The organism is Actinoplanes sp. L3-i22 (assembly GCF_019704555.1).
Lineage (GTDB): Bacteria > Actinomycetota > Actinomycetes > Mycobacteriales > Micromonosporaceae > Actinoplanes.
This window is the reverse complement of sequence record NZ_AP024745.1, coordinates 4,589,878-4,609,924: the sequence shown is the minus strand read 5'-3', so window position 1 is coordinate 4,609,924 and position 20,047 is coordinate 4,589,878. Positions and strand designations below refer to the sequence as shown.

At 71.3% G+C, this 20,047-nt stretch carries 5 protein-coding genes; 2 read left to right on the top strand and 3 right to left on the bottom strand.

Annotation, left to right across the window (positions count from 1 at the left end):
* Window position 1: 1 nt before the first annotated feature.
* The 3 genes from L3i22_RS20370 to L3i22_RS20360 all read right to left on the bottom strand — a co-directional run bounded on the left by L3i22_RS20370 (window position 2) and on the right by L3i22_RS20360 (window position 15,751).
* Complete coding sequence (locus L3i22_RS20370) at window positions 2-1,492, bottom strand: hypothetical protein (protein ID WP_221328541.1); 1,491 nt, start codon at window positions 1,490-1,492, stop codon at window positions 2-4.
* Between the two features lie 107 nt (window positions 1,493-1,599).
* Window positions 1,600-14,616 carry a hemopexin repeat-containing protein gene (locus tag L3i22_RS20365; RefSeq protein WP_221328540.1) on the bottom strand — a complete coding sequence of 4,339 codons (13,017 nt, stop codon included), beginning with the start codon at window positions 14,614-14,616 and terminating at the stop codon, window positions 1,600-1,602.
* Window positions 14,617-15,139: 523 nt separating this feature from the next.
* On the bottom strand, window positions 15,140-15,751 hold the full coding sequence (locus tag L3i22_RS20360; protein ID WP_221328539.1) for a TetR/AcrR family transcriptional regulator: 612 nt from the start codon (window positions 15,749-15,751) through the stop codon (window positions 15,140-15,142).
* A gap of 468 nt (window positions 15,752-16,219) precedes the next feature.
* Between L3i22_RS20360 and L3i22_RS20355 the strand changes: the two genes are divergently transcribed.
* Window positions 16,220-19,207, top strand: coding sequence for a BTAD domain-containing putative transcriptional regulator (locus L3i22_RS20355; RefSeq protein ID WP_221328538.1), 2,988 nt, complete (start codon window positions 16,220-16,222; stop codon window positions 19,205-19,207).
* Between the two features lie 45 nt (window positions 19,208-19,252).
* A complete protein-coding gene (locus tag L3i22_RS20350) occupies window positions 19,253-19,837 on the top strand; it encodes an RICIN domain-containing protein (protein WP_221328537.1) in 585 nt (194 codons plus the stop codon).
* Window positions 19,838-20,047: the final 210 nt, after the last annotated feature.

Sequence of the window (20,047 nt, the reverse complement as noted above, 5' to 3'; positions counted from 1 at the left end):
CTCAGTTGAGACGAAGCTGGAGCGAGTCGAGAATGTCCGGGGAAGTATTGGGCCGGACAGGTGTCGTGGTGGCCGGCGGCGGGCTCATCGCACGGAACTCCTCGCCGTACGTGTCCACCAAGGCGAAGATCTCGGTCGAGGTGACCTCCGACTTGTCATCGGGCTTCGCAGCGGCCCGCAGGAGCAGGTCGATGAGCTGCTGTCGGCAGACGTCCAACCTGGCCCGCTGAGCGGGGGTGGCCTGCTTCGAGAAGTCCTGCATCCGCTTCACCAGTTCGATGGCCTGCACGCGGGCGTCCGCACGGAACAGACGCGCGGCCTCCAGACCGGCCAGCCAGGCGTGCTTTTCGACCGGCTGTCCGAGGTAGACGGGGCGGTTGACCCCCGTGCCGTCCTTCTGATAGGCGTCCCGGTTCAGCAGGAACATGCAGGCCTGATTGTAGTCCGGGTGGTTCGGTCCGATCTTCCCCTGTTCGAGTTGCTTGATCAGCCAGAACTGGTAGTTGTGCGTGTTCTCGTGAATCACGGTCTTCAGAACCTGATCGAACTTGTCCAGATGGCGGTCGCTGACCTCGATGACGCCTTGGCTGGGCAGGAACCCGCCAGTGCGGTACGCCACCTTGCCGTCGCTGCCCCGCACCGGTTCGGCATGGAAGAGGCGAAGGGTCGGTCGCGCATCCCTCGGCAGACCCATCACATTGCACTGCAGCTCGATGGCCCATTCCAGGGCGTCGACGCGCTCGGCGGTCGACTTTGTCTCCCAATCCCGGTTTTCCTGCGACAGTGTGTTTCGCAACCGGTTCAGGACCTGGTTGCGCATCTGCTGGTCGCGGGCGGCGAAGACCGGGTCGAGTGGGAGCTGTTTGTACAGCATGTCCAAGGCCGCCTTGCGCCGCTGCGCCGGCCGGTAGAGCACCCCGGAACGCAGGGCGATGAGCATCTGGGCCTTCTCCTCGAAGGACATCCTGGCGAGCTTTACGCCCGTAGGGTCGCTCTCGATGTCGGTCACGGCGGCGGCGCAGTCCTGAACCGCGGCGGCTCGGAGCCGGTCGAGACCCTGGCGCAGGCGAGCGGCCCCCTCCGGGTTCTTGACCTTCATCAGCGCCGCGAGAATCCGGTCGTGGTCCAGCGGACGGTCCTTGAGGTAGCCGAGGACCTCCGGGAGCAGTCCGTTGATCTCCTTGGCCCTGATCGAGGACACCCGGATCGCCTCCTCCCATGCGGCGGGGCTCATCTGGGTTCTTCGACCCGCCAGGTCGGTGAGCTCGGCGGTCAGCACCCGCGCGATCTCCTCGGCATGATTCGACCGGGTCGCGTTGATCGCCCGGATGTCGTTCTGCGTCTTGGTGACGATCGTGCGGGCCGCGGTGGAGACCTGGGTGACCGGCGGGTCCTGCGTACGTCTGGTCCGGGTCAACGGCGACTGCGGCACCGGCGGCACCACCGGCGGCCGGCTCGGCGATTGCCTGACCGTGGATGCGGCCGTGGCCACGGGCGGCACCGGGTCGGCGGCGAGCTTCTTGGCCGGCGTGGTGCGCTTCTTCTTCCGGGACAGCGCCTTGCGTAGCGAGTCGTATGACATGCCGATTCCTCCGTTGCTCAGACGCCGGCCCGGTAGGCCAGTACCAGGCCGACGCCGGTGAGCGCGCTCTTGTCGCCGTCCAGCCGCAGCGTCAGCCCGTTCACGCCTAGGGACAGCCCGGATGTCGTCAGCAGCTTGCCGTCGGGCAGCGCGGTCTGCCGGTCCCCGTCGAGCAGGAACCGGGCGGCTCCGCCCGGGGTCAGCTGGTAACGGGCGTAGATGCCGGTGATCTGCCGGCCGCTGATCTCCGGCAGCAGGTCCGCGGTGATCGGCAGCACCAGCTCGTCGGTGCCGTCGCCCTGGAACTGCTGCCAGGCGTCCGGGAAGTCGGTGGCCACGTCGAAGTAGCGGGCCGCCGGATGCGGCTTGAGCATGCCCTTGACCGCGGTGGCGAAGCTCTCCCCGCCGGTTTCGGCGCTGTATTTGACGGTGACGCTCACGTCCAGCAGTTCGGCCGGTGGCCGGTGCCCGCCGGTGTCCAGCCGCCACCGGGAGACCACCCCGGTGCCCTCGAACGGCAGATAGCGCTCGTCGTCGAAACGCAGCTCGAACAGGCCGTTGTTGTCCCGGCCCGGCTCGAGGTCGGACAGGGCGATCTGCTGGCTGGCCCGCCAGTCGCTGCGCAGCGTCGCCGGCGGCGAGCCCTGCGGCTCCAGCAGGAATTTGACCGCCCTCGGGTCGGGCCCGGTCACCGTCCGGTTGTCCAGTTGGGTGAGGGTGGCGTTGATCCCCACGGGCCCCTGGTCGGTGTCGAACGAGACGCTGAGCGTACGGATCTGACGCCGGTAGTGGCCGGGGAAGTCCCGGTCGAACAGCGCCTCAGTGAGGGCGAACTCGCAGCGCCCGGTGTTCTTCAGCGCCAGCAGGGCCAGCGGGTCCAGGTCGAGCAGCGAGACCCGCTTGGTGATCTCCAGGCCCCGGCGGTTGCCGTCGGCGTACGCCTTCGCCAGCCGCTCCAGATCCAGTGCCAGGTTCTCGCCGGCGAGCAGGCCCTGGCGCCGGCTCTCCCAGGAGGTGGGCCGGATGAAGCCGCCGTCGCCGTCGTCGGCGCCCTGCTCGAACTGGTACGCGCGCTCGGCGGCGCGGGCCGTCTCGTACGCAAGGTGGTAGGTCTGGAAATACATGCCGGAGAGCCGGCCGGCCATCCACTGGTAGAGCTGGGCACCGGCGAACTTGCCGGTCAGGAACGTGGCGACCGCCTCGTTGTTGGCCGCCTGCAGGTCGAGGATGTCGAGCTCGCGCTGCGCGATCGCCACCTGCTGCTCGGCCACCGCCACCTGGTAGCCGGTCTGGACCACGTCGGTGCGCGCGGTGGCCAGCTGCACGGTCCAGTCCTCGACCGTGCGGGCCTGGTCGGCCTGGATGCCGAGGATCTCGCCGAGCATGCTCAGGCCCTCGCCCAGCGTCGAGGCGACGTCCGCCCCGACCTCCAGCGCGCCGCCGAACTCCTCGCCGCCCTCCTTGAGGCCCATGATGAACGGCCCGATCAGCGTCTCCGGCACGCCCTTGGCGATCGCGGCACCGATCTTGAGCCCGCTGGCGGCGAGGTGGGCGTTGGCGCCGGCGGACATCATCTCGATCTGCGCCTGCTGCACCGCGGACAGCCCGGCCGCCAGCAACTGTTCGTAGTGCTGGACGCGGCCGGCGGCACCGTCGCGCGCGGCCCGCATCTCCAGCAGGTGCTGCGCGGCGATGCTCACCTCGGCCTGTTTGGTGCCGCGGTTGAGGGCCAGGATCGCCGCCTCGTGGCGCTGCTGCAGCAACGCCAGCTCCTCGGCGTCGCGCTTCTCCGTCGTGGCCAGCAGGTCGCCACCGAACTGGCGCAGCCGCTCGACCAGGTCCTGGGCCTTACGCAGCAGCACGTCGAACCGGTAGTGCGGCAGTGGCACGGCCGGGCCGGTCGCCACCTCGTCCGGCGCCAGGCCGGCGGCCGCGCCGCGCACCAGCGCCAGCACGTCCGCCGGCGGCTCGAACAGGGGTACGGGACGGCTGACGCCCATGATGTCCAGCGACTGCCGGATCTTGCGCAGCCGGTCCTCGACCCGGGTCCAGTACTCGAAGAACGTGCTGTTGTCCGGCACGTAGAAGTAGGGGTTGGCCACGCCCGCGTGCACCGATCCGGCGCCCTGCAGCAACGTGCCGCCGCCGGTCAGGTGGTCGAGCGCGGCCGGCTGATCGGCCGGCGCGGGGTCGAGTACTGCCACGCTGGCCGCCGGCGGCAACGCCCGCGCGCCCAGGTCGTAGGGTCGAGGGCCGAGCAGGTCGTAGGCGAGGATGTAGAGCATCCGCGCCTCGTCGAGGCTTTCCGCGGTGTATTGGCGGAACAGCAGGTCGGCCCAGTCGAGCACGTTGTCGATGTAGGCCATCACCACCGAACGCCGGTAGGCGCCCGGGCGCAGCTCGGCGATCGCGTGCGGGTCGAACGGGTCGTCCAGGTAGGCCTTGACCAGGCTCCCCCGGTCGCCCATCAGGTCGTACTGGCGGCCGAGCCGGGCGATCAGCGCGACCCGCTCGCCCAGGCTGCGCACCACCTCGGTGGGTGCCGGCACGGCCAGCGCCGCGCTCACCGCGTCCAGCCCGGCACCGGCCAGCTCGTCGAGGGCGGCCAGTTCGGCGGCGGTCAGCTCCCGGGCCTGGTTGAAGGCCGGGGCCATCGAGGCCACCGTGCGCAGCACCGGTTCCAGCGCGCCGCGCACCGCGTCGTCGCCCAGCTCGTCCAGGTCGCCGCGGCAGCCGGCCACCAGGGCGTCCACGTCGACGGCCAGGAACGGCAGGAACCGCCAGTAGTCGGTGCGCTCGGTCGGGTCGAAGACGTACTCGTACCAGCGGCGCGCCTCGGCGAAGCGCTGGGCGCCGTTGAGCGCCTGGGCGATCAGCAGCGGCGCGTGGAAGAAGATCTCCCAGTAGTAGCCGCCGTTGGCGCTGGTGAAGTCCAGGTGGGAGCTGGCCGGCACCCCGGTGGTCAGCGCCGACGAGGTGACCCGGATCGTGGTGGCGTCGGAGTGGGTCGCGCTGAACCCGGGCAGCTCGTCGATCTGCTGGGTCTGCGGGGTGAGCAGCGCGTCCACCCCGCCGACCAGCAGCCGGCGGTTCAACTCGTACGCGGTGCTGGAGGTCAGCCGGATGATCTCGTGCGGCAGCGCCGCGATCTCGTAGGGCGATGTGCTCGATGCCGGATAGGCGGCGTACCGGCCGCCGGCGACGAAGAAGTACAGCACGTCGTCGGTGTCCATGGTGCCGGCCAGCAGCGCGGGGATCTCCGCCGGCAGCCCTCGCCAGCTGCCCCGGATCGGCGCGAACGACAGCGGCGTGTCCAGCTCGGCGCCCTCCGGCAGCGGCGCGTACCGGGATCCGCTGAGCACGTAGCGCTGCCCGTTGCGGCGAAACGCCCCGGTGATCGGCTGGGCCATCTTCTTCGGGTAGCCGTCGTCGATGAAGTCGGGGACCGCGTCCGCGGTCACCGTGTACCGGACGAACTCGTCGCCCGCGGTCAGGTAGAGGTGTTCACCGTCGCGGTAGGCCGCGTCCACCCGGTTGGCGCGGTTGATGGTGGTCGCGACGATGCCCAGGCTGAAGTTCGGTCGCTGGTGGTCGTCCTGGCCCGGGGCCAGCACGACGTGCAGGTTCTCGGTGCTGCTGAACTGCACCAGGCCATTGGCGTAGGGCATGGACGGCCCGGACGGCGTCTGGGGCAGGCCGATCTCGTTGCCGGCCAGCGGCAGCAGGGTGGCCTCACCGCCGGGTGCCACCGCCAGGTACTGGTCGCCGAAGATCAAAAAGGCCCGATTGCCGGCGTACGCGGCGGTGTCCGGCCGAAGCTCGGGGGCGATCGGCCACACCAGGCTCAGTTCGCGCCCGACCGTCAGGTCGGCCGAGGTGGACACCACGTTCGCGGTCCGCGAGTAGAAGTATTCGGTGCCGTCGGCATCGGTGCAGGCGATGTCGATCCGCGACCAGGGTGGCAGGTTCTCCGTGTTGGCGGCGATGCGTCGGGGATAGCCGGGGTCGAGCTGGCCCAGGGCGTCGGCCGGGTAGCGGTAGTACTCCGAGCCGGAGAACACGAACAGGTGATCGCGGCGGGCCAGTACGGCGTCCACCTTTCCGGTGCGAATCAGGTTGGTGTCGATCAGACCCCACCGTTCGCCGATCGCCTGGGTGGCCCGGCCGGTGCTCGCCTTGCCCGGCGGCGCGGTGACGAAGCGCCGGCCGGTGTTGTCGAAGCACACCAGATACGTGCCGGCCAGCTCGAACGCCGCGTCGATGCGCTCCCAGGTGGTCGGCAGCCGCAGCTCGTTGCCGCGCAGCTGCTGCAGGGTCGCCGGCTCGGCCGGCGAGATGATCGGCCGGCACAGGAAACTGCCACCCTTGTGGTCGACGCTGACCCACGGCCCGTCCTCGGAGTCGGCCGGGGCGTTGAACCGCACCACCCGAAGATCGATCGGGCTGGTGTCCGGCTCGGCGAAGATCCGGCTCAGGTCGGCGGTCTTGGGCGGGAACACCGGGTCGCCCGAGCGCAGCCCGTACAGCTCGGGGGTCAGCGTGAAGCACGAGCCGACGCTCGCGCCCGCCACGGTGTAGGAGCAGGAGACCACGATCGCGTCGTGGTCACCGGGCGGACCGCCCGGCACCGACCGCGACGCCTGCACGTTGAGGTTGACCTCGGAGATCGGACCGTCCTGGGCCGTGTCGATCGCGAGCACCTGGGCCGGCACCCACTGCTGGTTGAGGTTGCCGAACGAGTAGAGGATCCGGACCCGGTACTTCGGCGGCGGCGCCGTCACCTTCTGCGCGTCGCCGTCGTGGGTGGCGACGATGACGGTCTTGGCCGGGTCGTCGGGCAGCACCGTCTCGATCACCGGCCAGAAGACGAACACCCGGCCGAACGCGTGGACCGGGTCGACCCGCTCCGCGTCGATCTGCACGTCGACCTTGAGCCACGGATCCCAGGAGGCGGAGATCTTGTCCCCGTCGCGGAACTCGGCGCTGCGGTAGTAGTAGCGCCGCGGCTCGGTGCGGGTGCGGCCGAACAGCACCAGCCGCCGGGTACCGGCCGGCACGTCGTCGGGGACGTACACGTAGCCACCGGCGATCGCCAGCCGGGAGACCTCGGTGTATTCGTCCAGGTAGCGTTTGTACGCCGTGCGGACCGCCGCGTCGGTGATCTCGCCCTGCAGCAGGTCGTTGGCCAGCGCGTGGAAGGCCGGCGTCTGGTGATCGCGCAGCTCGGGGCGCAGGTAGTTCTCCGGGTAGAGGAAGACCTTGCGGTTGGCCTCCCAGACCCGGTAGTTGCGCATCCAGCTCCACCAGCGCTTCAACCGCTGCCGCACCGCGTCCGGGTCGGTGCCGGCGGGCAGCGTGACCGCCTCCAGGTCGAGCAGACAGCGGTGCAGGAACAGCTGGGTCGCCGCGATCGCCTCCCGCACCCGGGAGGTGGTGCCGGCGCTGCCCATGTCGACGTCGATGAGCAGCCGCTCGAACAGCTCCCGCGAGGAGCTGAATTCCGGGTGCTGCTGGATCACCGCGGGGACCAGGGCGTCACGCTTGAGCACGTTGAGCTCATTGTGCATCTGCGCGGACAGGGTGACCCAGTCGGCGGCGCCGGTGCGGCGCTGCAGCATCCGCTGCAGTGCGTCCGCGGCGGCGTCCACGTCCACGGTGCTGCCGTAGAGCTTCGACCAGACCTCGGCGTGCACCTGGCTCAGCGGCGCGCCCAGCCGGTCGGTGAGCGCGAACGCGTCGGCCAGCGCGAGCAGGAACTCGATCTCGAACCGGGGTTCCTCGCCGGTGGCCCGGGTGAACAGGGCGCTGTTGCGGCGGGCCCAGCGCAGCTGCTCGGCGTCCCAGCCGAACAGCTGTGACAGGTACGCGTACGGGTCCTCGGCCCCGTCGCTCAGCACCGTGGCGAGCCCGTCCGGGTGGGCCCGGGCCAGTTGCACGAACCGGGCGATGGTGTGCACGTCGCTGAGCCGGTAGTCGGCCGTGGACGACCAGCGGTGCGCGAACTGTTGCGGGAAGGTGCGCTCGATGCGGTCGTAGCGGCCCTCGGCGTAGCGCACGTAACGCTCGCCCTTGACCAGGTAGGTGCGGCCCTCGAAGGTGAAGGCGCCGTCCGGGCCCTGCTCGAAGTCGTCCGGCAGCTCACCCCAGTCGTCGACGACGGTGCGCGGGAAGCCCTCCTCGGCCAGGGCCGGCCGGTCCTGCTCGGCTGCGGTGAGCGCGCCGGCCGGATACCGCACGTACTGGCCTGCGCGGAACGCGTACAGCTCGCCGGCCGGTGCCACGAAGGCGGCGTCGATGCCGGGCGCGCCGGTGGTGAACGCGTTGCCGACGGTGCCCCAGGCGCCCTTGACCGGCAGCAGCTTGCCCCGGTCGAGGAAGTCCCGGCCCTTGAACAGGTAGCTCCGGTTGTCCGGCAGGTGGATCGCGGCGTCCAGGCCGTCGGCGAACTCGTCCGGCAGCGGCGGCAGGCCCAGCTCGTGCGGCAGGGCGTCGCCGATCGACTTCGGGTAGCCGTCGTCGACGCTCGTCTGGTCGGGGCCGGAGTAGCGCACGTACTGGTCGCCCGAGAACAGGTAGGTGCGCCCGTCGGCGACCAGCGCGGCGTCGACCCGCTGCCGCTCGGCGATGGTGTTGCGCACCCGGCCCAGCGCGGCGATGCCGACGGTGCCGCTCATCCGGTGCGAGACGACGTGGCAGACCCCGCCGATGAACAGGTACACGGTGCGGTCGTTGGCCACCACCGCGTCGATGCCATCGAGGGCGTCCTCGAACGACTCGGGCAGGTTGGCGAACGGCTCCTCGGTGCGCAGGTTGCCGGCGATGCGCTTGGGATAGCCGGGGTCGACGTATTGGTAGTCGGGCCCGGTGTAGCGGACATAGTTCTCCCGCGAGAACAGGTAGGTGTGCTCGCCGCGCCACACGAACGCGGCATCCACCGTCGCGCCGCCGCCGGCCGGGATGAACGGGTTACGCGAGAGCCCCCAGCGCTCGCGCACCTGCGCCGGCGGCGCGAAAACCCCGTCGGCGTAGCGGGCGTAGCGCTCGCCGGCGAAGAAGTAGGTCGCGCCGTCGGCCGCCGTGAAGGCGGTACGCAACCGGTCCTCGGGCCGGCCGGCCAACAGCTGGCCGAAGCCGGGCCACACCCGCTCGATCGGGCGCGGATAGGACCACGCGTCGGTCTTCTCGTTGTAGGACAGGCACTGCCGGTCCCGCAGCAGCAGCATGGTCTCGCCCTCGAACAGCACCGCGTCGGGAATGCCGAAGTCCCCGGGCGCCTGCCAGTGACCGGCGTCGACGCTGATCGGGTAGCCGTCGTCGGGCCTGCGATAGTCGCAGCCGGAGTAGGCCACGCACCGCATCCGCCCCGCGTCGTCGGGCTTCTCGAACAGGTACGTCACGCCGGCCCGTACGTAGGCCAGGCCCACGCTGGTCAGCCCGGCCCATTCACCGATCGGCCGCGGGTCGCCCTCGATCGTGGTGGCGGCCGCGTCCGGATACACCACGAACTGGTCGTCGCTGAACAGGTAGGTCTTCCCGTCACGCCCCACGAACGCCGCGTCCACCACGTTGTTCTGGAAGATCGTGTTGCGGGGCCGGCCCCACTCCTCGGTGATCGGGTACTCCCGGTTGAGCCGGACGTTGAAGCACGACGGCCCCTGGAACAGGTAGGTGTTGCCGTCCGCGCCGGTCAGCACCGCGTCCAGGCCGGTGCGGAACTTCGCCGGCACGGTGCGCAGCGTGCGCGGCCTGAACGGTGTCGCGCTGACCGAGCGCCCTTCCAGGGCGGAGCGGCGCATCCAGCCCTCCGGCTTCTGCACCAGCACCGAGCCGTTCTCGAGGAAGGCGCAGCTCATGCCCGGCAGGCACGCGATGTCGTCGTAGCGGCGGTAGGCGCTGGCCGACACCACGTGGCAGGTGCCACCGCGTACCAGGTAGGTGTTGCGCCGGTCGGCGAAGGCGGCGTCCACCGCGTCCAGCGTCACGTCGAGCGCGGCCAGCCCCGGTTCGGAGCTGAGCTGCCCGAGCGCGCGCGGGTACCCGTCCTGCACCACCGCATAGTCGCCGCCGCCGTAGCGCACGTACTGGTCGCCGGAGAACAGGTAGGTGTAGCTGCGGGGCACGTCGACCCCGTCGACGCTCTCGGTCACGTCGGTGACCAGCGCGGCGTCCACCCGGCCGGTGCGCCCGATGTGGTTGACGACGTGGCCGAAGAACGTGCCGGTCGTACGTGGATAGCCGTCGTCGACCTGGGTGTAGTCGCTGCCCGAGTAGCGCACGTACTGGTCGTCGTGGAACAGGTAGGTGCGCCCGTCCGGAGCCACGAACGCGGCGTCGACCGCGGTGAACGGCAGGCTGTCCCAATGCGCGAGCAGGCGCTGCGGCTCGGACCACCAGCGGTGCCGGGCGTCGAAGACGATGAACCGGCCCTCGGAGAACAGGTAGGTGCGCTCGTCGCGGCCGGTGAAGACCGCGTCGACCGGTCCGAACTCGATGCCGTCGGGCAGGTTCCACCAGTTGTCGGTCTGCGGCTTGGGGTAGCCGGCGTCGGCGGTGGTGTAGTCGGCGGAGGAGTAGCGCACGTAGAACCGGGAGCCGTCGCCGAAGACCTTGGTGCGTTTGCCTTCCTGCCGCACGGTCAAGGTGATGCCCTGCTCGGTGCGGATGCGCCACTCGGGCGCCGCGCCCTGCGCGTCGGCGGGGGTGAGCCCGTACTCGGCGAGCCGGTTGCGCAGCGCCGGGGTCACTGTGCTCGGGTCCAGCCCCGGCGGCAGGTCGAACAGCAGCCCGCCCACGCCGAACAGGTAGGCCCGGCCGTCGAGCACCACCGACGCGTCCACCCGGTCCAGCCCGCCCCAGTCCCGGCGGATCAGGCGCGGATAGCCGGAGTCGACCACGGCGTAGTCGGCGCTGGAGTAGCGCAGATAGGTCTCGCCGCTGAACACGTACGTCTTGCCGTCGAGCCCCACGAAGCCGGCGTCCACCTTGCCGCCGGGCAGTGCCGGGCGCAGCACACCCCACCGTTGCGCGGTGGGCACCACCGCGGCGTCCGAGCCGCCCAGCGCGACCGTCCGGTCGTCCTTGAACAGGTGGGTCACGCCCTCGGCGTCGACGAACGCCGCGTCGACCCGGCTTTCGAACGCCGGCGGGACGTCGGCGATCCGGCGCGGGTAGCCCTCGTCGGCCCGGACGCCGTCGTTCTCGACGCAGTCGGAGTACGCGAGCTGCTGGTCACCGGCGAACAACCGGACCACCGGCCCGTCGGCCGCGGCGGCGTCGATCCGGCTCGCGTGCTCGAAGTTGTTGCGGACCTTTCCCCAGAACTCGGCGATCGGCTGCGGCGGCCGGCCGGACCCGCCGGCCAGCCACTGGTCGCCGGCGAACAGGTGGATCCGGTTGTCGCGGTCCTGGAAACAGGCGTCGATCGCGGCGCGGAAGGCCGCCGGCAACGGCGCGCCCAGCTCCTCCCGCTCCCACCACTGCGCGGTGTCGCGCGGGTAGCCCTCGTCGACCACGTCGAAGTCGGTGCCCGAGTAGCGCACGTACTGGTCGCCGCAGAACAGGTAGGTGTGGCCGTCGGCGTCGACGAAGCCGGCGTCGAGGCGCGCCGGGTCGTCGAAGTTGTTGCGGATCCGGCCCCAGAGCTGCTCGCGCGGCACCCAGCGGGTGCTGCCCTTCGCGCGGGTGAACGCGTGCGAGGCGCCCTGCGCGTCCCGGCCGACCAGCCATTCGGTGCCGGCGTCGTAGCGGAACGCGGCGTCCATCCGCACCAGCGGTTCGAACCGGGCCGACAGCTGCGGCAGCGGCTTGGGCGCCGGGTCGGCCAGGGCGTAGGTGCTCGCCGAGTAGGTCCAGTAGGCCCCGGCGCTGAACGCGTAGATCGTGCCGTCGAAGCTGTCCAGCACCGTGTCGAAGCGGGTCACCCCGGGCGGCAGCACCAGATGCTCGCCGAACTTGCCCACCAGGTCCTGGTCGGTGAACACGGCGGCGATCTCGGCCGGATCCAGGCCGAGCTTGCCGGCCAGCAACGCGAACCGGCGCACCCGCCGGAAAGCGAACCGGAAGTGCGGATCGGCCGGGACCGCCCGCACCTGGCCGCCGGCGGCGTCGGCGGCCGCCAGCACCGGTGCCAGCAGGACGTCGAGCGCCTGCGCCGGGCCGCCGGTCACCGCCTCGGCGATCGCGGCGGCCGGGCCGGCCGGCACGCCGAACGCGTCGGCCAGCGCACCGGCGAAGGCGTCGCGCTGCGCCTGCGCGCAGTCGGTCAGGCGCGCGCCGATCTCGGTGATCGCCGCCTGCTGTTCGCCCGCCACGGCGTGCAGCACGAAGAAGATGTCGGTGCGGTAGTCCTCCAGCCCGGGCAGCGCGAAGTCCAGCGCGTTGCCGGCGTTGCCGAAGTACGCCAGCCAGTCCGGCGCCACCGCACGGGCCTCGTCGAGCAGGCCCATGCCGGTCAGCTGCGCGACGAGCTGATCCTGCTCGTCGCCGGTGAGGCCGAGCTCGGCGAGCGCCTCGCCGCTGATCCGGTACGGCCGCTGGTCGTCGAGCACCGTGGCGATCTGATCGAAGACGGTCCGCTGTTCCCCGTCGGTGAAGCCGGCGCCGAGGTCGAGCACCGCGTCCGGGTCGGCGAACAGCGCCTCGTCGCGCACCCGATCGTCGCTCAGACAGGTGGCTTGCAGCGCCGTGAGCACCCGCTGGCCCATCGCGGCGTCGGCGAGCGGCACGAAGTCGTCCGGGGTGAACGTGTACAGCTCGGCCCGCAACGCGGCGATCTGCGCCCGCATCGCGTCCAGGACGGCCCTACGGTGCGGATAGAACGCCAGGGCGAGCCGGAAGTCGGCGACGGCCAGCCGCTGCAGGGCCGGCTTGTCCCGGTAGGCGCCGGCCTCGTCGAGGTAGCCGTTGAACCGCAGGCTCTCGGTCAGCGCCGCCAGCTGCGCCCCGCTCAGCCGCAGGTCGGCGAAGATCTGCGGGTCGATCAGCAGCGGCTGCGCGCGGAAGCCGGCCATCCGGGCGTCGAGCAGCTGCCACACCGATGCGGCGACGTCGTCGAGGTCGACGTTGACGGCGAATTGCGCGAGGTTCGCGGCGTCCAGGAAGAAGTCGGGTTGCCGCAGGTCGCCGGCCTCGTCCAGGTAGCCGTTGAAGATCAGGTTGTGGTAGAGCTCGGCCTGTTGTGGCGGCGTCAGGTTGTCCAGCGCCACCAGGTCCGACGGGAACAGCGACGCGGTTCCGTTGACCACCGAGCTGATCGTCTTGAACAGCATCTCGGCGCACACGCTGAAGTCGCTGGCCAGACGCAGGCCGGCGGTGGACTCGACGGCGAGAGTGCCGTCGGCCCGCAACACCCCGAGGTGCACCAGGTTGGCGTAGATCTTCGCGGTGAGCCGCTGGTCCAGGCCCAGCCCGGTGAAGTCCTCCGCGGCCAGCACGCCCAGGTCGCGTACCGCGTCGTAGGCCGCGGCCGGCACCCCCGCCGGGTCCAGGCGCAGCAGCCGGTCGTCGCGGCCGGAGACCACGGCCGTGTCGTAGGCGGTCAGCACGTCGTGGATCACCGTCGCGGCGCGTTCGGAGAACCGATCCGAGACGAACACCTCGGCGCTCAACGCCACCGGGTCGAAGGCGCGCCGGATCGTCTCCAGCACCGCGACCTGCTCGCCGTCGGCCGGCTCCGGGCGCCCGCCGAGGATCTCGGCCAGCTCGCTCGCGGCGAACCCGGTGGCCTGCATCCAGCTCACCACGGCGAACAGCACCTGGGAAAGCCACAGCCCGGCCGCCGGATCGCCGCCCGAGAGCACCCGGTAGTAGTCGCGCGTGCCGGCCGGCGCCGCGCCCAGCACCACGAACGTGCTGTAACGCGGCAGCGACGGGTCGCTCTCCAGCGCCACCAGCACGTCGAACAGCTCGTCGACGGCGATGCCGAGTGCCGTGGCGAGCCGGGCCACCCGGCGCAGCAGCGTGATCTCCGCCTGCCCGATCTCCCCCCGGTCGAACGGGCTCGGCTGCTGCGCGCTGTACCGCTCGCGGTAGCGCCGCACGATCGTGGCGATGTCGCGCTCGGCGACCTCGACGGCTGCGGCCAGCCGGGCCCGGTAGTCGCGGTTGCGGGGCGCCATCAGGTCCCCCGCGCACCCCTCGATCACCGCCGGGTCCACCGCACCGGCCAGCTCGCAGACCTGCTCAGCGGTCAGGTCGTGCTCGCGCCGCAGCCGCACCGCGACGGCGACGGTGCGCAGCGCCGCCGCGTCGATGCGCCCGGCGCAGCAGTTCGTCACGACCAGGCCGAGGTCGGTCAGGCTCAGCCCGCTCATCCGCGCCAGCCGGATCAGCCGGTGGGCCGGCTCGAACCAGTCCACCCCGACGGCGCCCGCCCCGGCGGCCGGCTCGATCCGCGTGCCGTCGGCGGCCATCGTCACCGCCTGCGGGCTGATCGCGACCAGCTCCCGCACCTGGGCGCCGGGCAGGCCGGTAGCCGCGCTGAACCGCACGACGTCCTGCAGGTCGGCGAGGACGCCGTCGGCGGGCAGCCCGTAGGCGGTCCGGACGGCGGCCTCGTCCGGCAGCTGCGTGGTCACCACCGCGACGTCCTCGGCGGACAGGCGCAGGTACTCCCGGGCCACCAGGTCGTGGTCCGCCTCGGCCGCGAACAGCCGGTACAGCTCCTCGGGCGTCACCCGCAGATAGCTCAGGCAGCTGCGCAGCCGCTCGTTGCGCAACGAGAACGGCAGCCCGAACGGGTGAATGCCGGTGCGCAGCGTCTGGTAGGGGTCGGTGCCGACCAGCCGCTCCAGGACCTCGTTGACGATGTCCAGATAGGGCGTCTCGACGAACGTGTTGTCCGCGTCGAGCACCACACTGCGCAGGTCCGGCCGGCGCTCCAGCAGCGACGGCCGGTCGAAGGACTCCTCGATCAGCCCGAGCAGCTCGACCAGGTAGGCCGCCGGGGAACAGACGGATCGCGCGTCGTCGTCCGTCCTGAAGTTCAACTCGCCGAACAGCTGCTCGTAGCTGGGTGATGAATCGTTCTTCAACACGGATCCTCCCCCGGGGTGACGGAAGCATGACCGCATGCAACGCTACGAGCGCCCCGGCGGCGCGCCACATCAGCCCATCGGCCGATGTCACCGCCCGGCTGCAAGAACCTTCACTCCAATGCGGACGAACACGCATTGCGCCGCCATCGGTCGAACAGGTCATAAGCGGAACCGCGGCACGTGGCGAGGCACACCAAGACCCGATCAAAATCAAACGACGATTTCCGGGTACGCAGGTGGCCACGGCAACGCGCAGCAGCCGCCCCATCGGACACCGCCGATCGCCCGCGGCCGATGCGCACCCAGCGTTCTACCGATCCGGTGCAGGGGCGCCCGATCCCGGCGTCCCCGCACCTTTCCCCTGGTCAGCTCCCCGGCCCCCTGTTCAGCCGCCGGGGACAGCAGCAGCTCTACGACGGCGCTGCAGACGCAGTGCGCCACCAACGGATGGCACACCATCGACGACGCATCCTGACGAATCCCGTACGTCAGTACCCGCGCAACGCCGGGAGGTGGATCGACGTCACTGTTCGCTTCGGGCCAGCACGCGCATGGCGATGTCGACCGAGGCGTGCAGGTCGGCGCGGCTGGCACCGGCGCCCGCGTGGACGGCATGGCCTTCGCTGAGCGCCATGACGAAGCGGGCCAGCGCAGCGGGGTCGACGCCGGCCGGGAGGTCGCCCTCAGCGGCCGCGCGGGACAGGCGCTCCCGCAGCGCGGCCTCGGTGGCGGCGCGGCCGGCGGCCAACGCCTCGGAGATGCGCGCGTTCTCCGGGGAGCAGGCCAGGCCGCCCTGGATGGAGAAGCAGCCGGCGGGTTTGCCGTCGGCGGTGAGACCGTCGGCGCTGGAGCGCAGGAACGCCTCGATGGACGCGAACGCGCTGGGCTGGTCGAGTGCGGCGCGGGCGGTGGCCACCTGGGTGTCGTGATAGCGGTCGAAGGCCCGCTTGAACAGCTGCTCCTTGCTGCCGAAAGTGGCATACAGGCTGGGGCGGTTGATGCCCATCGCGTCGGTCAGCGCGCGCAGCGACGTGCCGTCGTAGCCGTGCCGCCAGAAGACCTCGGCGGCGCGGTGCAGGACAGCCTGCTCGTCGAAGGCCCGCGGTCGTCCGGTGGTCTGCTGTTCGGCGCTCACCCGTCGATCCTACCGCTCGGTACAAAACGCGATCCAGGTCTCTACCGATCGGTACAAAACCCGGCTAGGCTGCCTCCAACCGATCGGTACAAAACATGGGTCCGCGGTTCGCACGCCCACACCGGCCCTGACCGCGATGCCGTCCCCCGAGGGCGGCCGCGGCCAGGGGCCGATCCGGGCGTGAGGAGAGCCGGGCGCACCTCCTGCGCCTACGCCATGACGCTGGAGAAAAGCCGGGCGACGCCACCACGCAACCACATCAGAGCCTCGGTGCCGCAAGGAACGGTACGGGTAGCGAACTGTCAGACGAGTGCGAGCAGACCCTCGTAGCATCGACGTCGATCGAATGGCAGCCCGAGGTATGGGAGTGCATAGCTCGTGCGTAGTCAGTCTCGCATCGCGACAGCCTGCGACCCAGACCCATTAGGGTGGGTGCCCGGCGGCTGGCGAAGCGGGGGCACGTACAGCGTGGACGAGACCTTGGGTCAGGGCGGGTTCGGCGCGCTGCTGCGTACCTCGCGCCGGGCGGCCGGGCTGAGCCAGCAATGCCTGGCCGATCGGGTCGGCCTCAGCGTGGCGGCGATTCGCGACCTGGAGCAGGGGCGAACCAGGAGACCGCAGCGAGATTCGGTGGACGCGATCGTCGCCGTCCTGTGCCTGACCGGCGACACCGAGATGACACTGCGCCGGGCCGCCGAGGAGACCGGCACTGTCCACCCGGTACGGGTACGCGTGCTGGGACCGTTGCGGGTGAGCCGCGGCACGGCCGACGTGGCGGTGGGGCGCAGCATGCGCCGGGCCGTGCTGGGCCGGCTCGCGCTGTCGGCCAACACCCCGGTCTCCCCCTCGGACCTGACCGACGTGCTGTGGGGTGGCCGGATCCCACCCGACCCGAGACACGCGTTGCACACGTACCTGTCGCGGCTGCGCACGGCGTTGCGGTCCGGGCCGGACGACATCATCAGCCGGACCTCCGGCGGGTACCAGCTCAACCTCGCCGACGGCCGGCTCGACCTGGCCGACTTCCGCCGGCGGATCGGCCAGGCGCGTGCCGCCGAGCCGGTCCGGGCCCTCGATCTGTTGGACGACGCGCTGGCGCTCTGGCGCGGCAGCCCGCTCTCCGACGTCGCGCAGTTGCGCGATCATCCGCTCGTCACCGCCGTGGTCGAGGAGCGGATCGCGGCGACCCTGCGCTTCGCCGACCTGGCCCTCGCGTCCGGGCAGGCCGGCCGGTGCCTGCCCCGCCTGCGCGAGCTCGCCTCCACGAGCCCGCTGCACGAGCCGGTGCACGCCCGGCTCATCGCCGCCCTCGCGGCCGGCAGTCTTCAGGCCTCCGCGCTCCAGGCGTACGCCGAGATCCGCCGCCGGCTCGTCGAGGAGCTGGGGATCGAACCAGGGCCGGAGCTGGTGCAGGCGCATCGCCGGGTCCTGCGCCAGGAGTCCCCGCCCCCGGCGCGGGCTGCCGATGATCGGCCCGCCCTGCTTCCCGCCGACATCGCCCGGCTCGACGACATGCTCGCCACCGACCGGCACCCTCCGGCCATCGTGATCACCGCGGTGTCCGGTACGGCCGGGGTGGGAAAGACCGCTCTGGCGGTGCACTGGGCGCATCGCGTGCGGCACCGCTTCCCGGACGGCCAGCTGTACGTGAACCTGCGCGGCTACGACGACGGCGGACAGACGATGGACCCGGGCGAGGCGCTGCGCGGTTTCCTGTACGCGCTGGGCGTGGCCGCCGAGCGGATCCCGGAGGGCGTGCAGGCCCAGGCCGGCCTCTACCGCAGCGTGCTGGCCGGCCGGCGGATGCTGGTCGTGCTGGACAACGCCCGCGATGCCGAGCAGGTACGCCCGCTGCTGCCGGGTGACGCCGGCATCGTGGTGGTGACCAGCCGCAGCCAGCTGACCGGCCTGGTCGCCGTGGACGGCGCCCGCCCGCTCACCCTCGACGTGTTGTCCGCCGGGGAGGCCCGCGAGCTGCTGGCGGCCCGGCTGGGAGCCGCGGCCGCCGACACCGACCGGGCCGCGGTCGCCCGGATCGTCGGCGCCTGCGCCCGGCTGCCCCTCGCGCTGACCCTCGCGGCTGCCCGCGTACAGGTCACCGGCTTTCCCCTGGCCGCGGTCGCCGCCGAGCTCGCGGACTCGAGCCGCCTGCTCGACGTGCTGGACGCGGGCGACCGGATGGGTCAGATCCGCGCGGTGTTCTCCTGCTCGTACGCGGCCCTCAGCCCGGCGGCGGCGCGGATGTTCCTGCTGCTCGGCCTGCATCCGGGCCCGGAGATCTCGGCCGCCGCCGCGGCCAGCCTGGCCGCCGGGACAGCGCCCGAGGCCCTCGCGCTGCTGGCCGAGCTGACCCGCGCCAGCCTGCTCAGCGAGCCCTTTCCCGGCCGGTTCGTCATCCACGACCTGCTGCGGGCGTACGCCCACGAGCAGGCCCGGGCCCGGCTCGCCGACGGCGACCGGGACCAGAGCGTCCGCCGCCTGCTGGCGCATTACCTGCACACCGCGCACGCCGCGGACCGGCAGCTCAACCCGTACCGGGATCCGGTCGTCCTGCCGGCGCCGCCGCCGGCGGTGGTGACCGAGCAGCACGCCGATCCGGCGGCCGCGCTGGTCTGGTTCGGGCGGGAGCACGCCGGTCTGCTCGCCGCGATCCGGTACGCGGCCGACCACGACCGGCCCGCCGCCTGCTGGCAGCTCGCCTGGGCCATCGCCACCTATCTCGACCGGCGCGGGCACTGGCAGGACTGGACCGTTGTCGCGCGCCTGGCCCTCGACGCCGCCGACGCGCACGGCGACCGGCTCGGGCGGGCACACGCGTCGGCCGGGCTGGGCCGCGCTCACGGATGGCTCGGCCGCCACGACGACGCCATCGCCGAGTTCGAGCGCGCCCTGGCGGGCTTCACCGAGATCGGCGACCGGGTCGGGCAGGCCACCGTCCACAGCCACCTGGCCTGGCTGCTGGACAGATGGGACCGGCACCAGGAGGCGTACGACCGCATCCGCCAGGCGCTGCACTGCTACGAGCAGGCCGGCGTCCGGCCCGGCGTGGCCGACGCGCTGGCCCGGCTGGGTTATCACGAGGCCAAGGTGGGCCGGCCCCGGGCGGCGCTCGACAAGTCCCTGCGGGGGTTGGCGCTGCACCGGCGGCTGGGCAACCAGCGCGGGGAGGCCATCACGCTGGCCATGGTCGCCAACATCCACCAGTACCTCGACGAGGTCGAGAACGCCGTGTCCTACTACGAACGCTCCGCCGACCTGCTGCATCACGCCGGCGAGCGCTACTACGAGGGCCGGTGTCTCGCCGCGCTGGGCGACACCTACCGCGACAGCGGCCGCCTGACCGACGCCCGGGTCGCCTGGCAGCGTGCCCTGGACATCCTCACCGACCTACGCCATCCCGAAGGGGATGTCGTACGCGCCAAACTCCGGCATTCCCGCCAGTCCATCCATCTCTGATCGGGGGAAGAAATGTCAGGTGTCATCCGAAGTCGCACGGTCAGGTTGCTGGCCATCATCATCGCGCTCGCCGGGCTCGCCATCGTCCCGGCGACGGCGGCGCAGGCGGCCACCGCTTGCAGCACCTACGGCTCGTACTGGAATCGCGGTCCCTTCTTCTACGCGGGCCTGTCCGCCAGCAACGCCCAGGGGCGGGCGGTGGTGATCGACCAGGCTTCGCCGTACCAGACCGTCGCACCCGGCTACGTGCACATGTGGCACTCCAACGGCCCGACGAACAACCAGCGGTGGTGCCTCGGAACCCATCAGAACAACGATCTCTCGTACTCGTATCAGGTGCGCAATCTCCAAACCGGCCTGTGCCTGGACGTGCAGGACGACAACCAGTACGCCGGTGACCCGGTGTGGATGTGGACGTGCAAGTCGCTGTCCGACTCCACGGTCGGAAGCCAGTTGTGGGGAATCAGGAAGTACGGCAGCGCCAGTACGCCGAACGGTGCCCAGACGGTCTACAACTTCCGCACCTACAGCGACTACTACTGCCTCGACGTGAAGGACTACGGGACCGCCGACGGCAGCGCCCTGCAGATCTGGAACTGCCTGGACGCGGGCAACCAGCTGTTCTACTGACCGCCGACGCGGTGCACGCCGTTGCTCCCGCAGCGGCGTGCACACGCGCGCGACGCAAAGCCGCGGCGCCGATCGGCCAGGTCCCGCACCCACGGATTGCCGTCACGACGGCTTCGAGGTCGCGAGAACGGCCACGATGATTCATCGCTGCGCGAATTTTGCGCATCTCGGCCATCAACCACGTCTTGGATGCATGTGCCAACCGCCGAC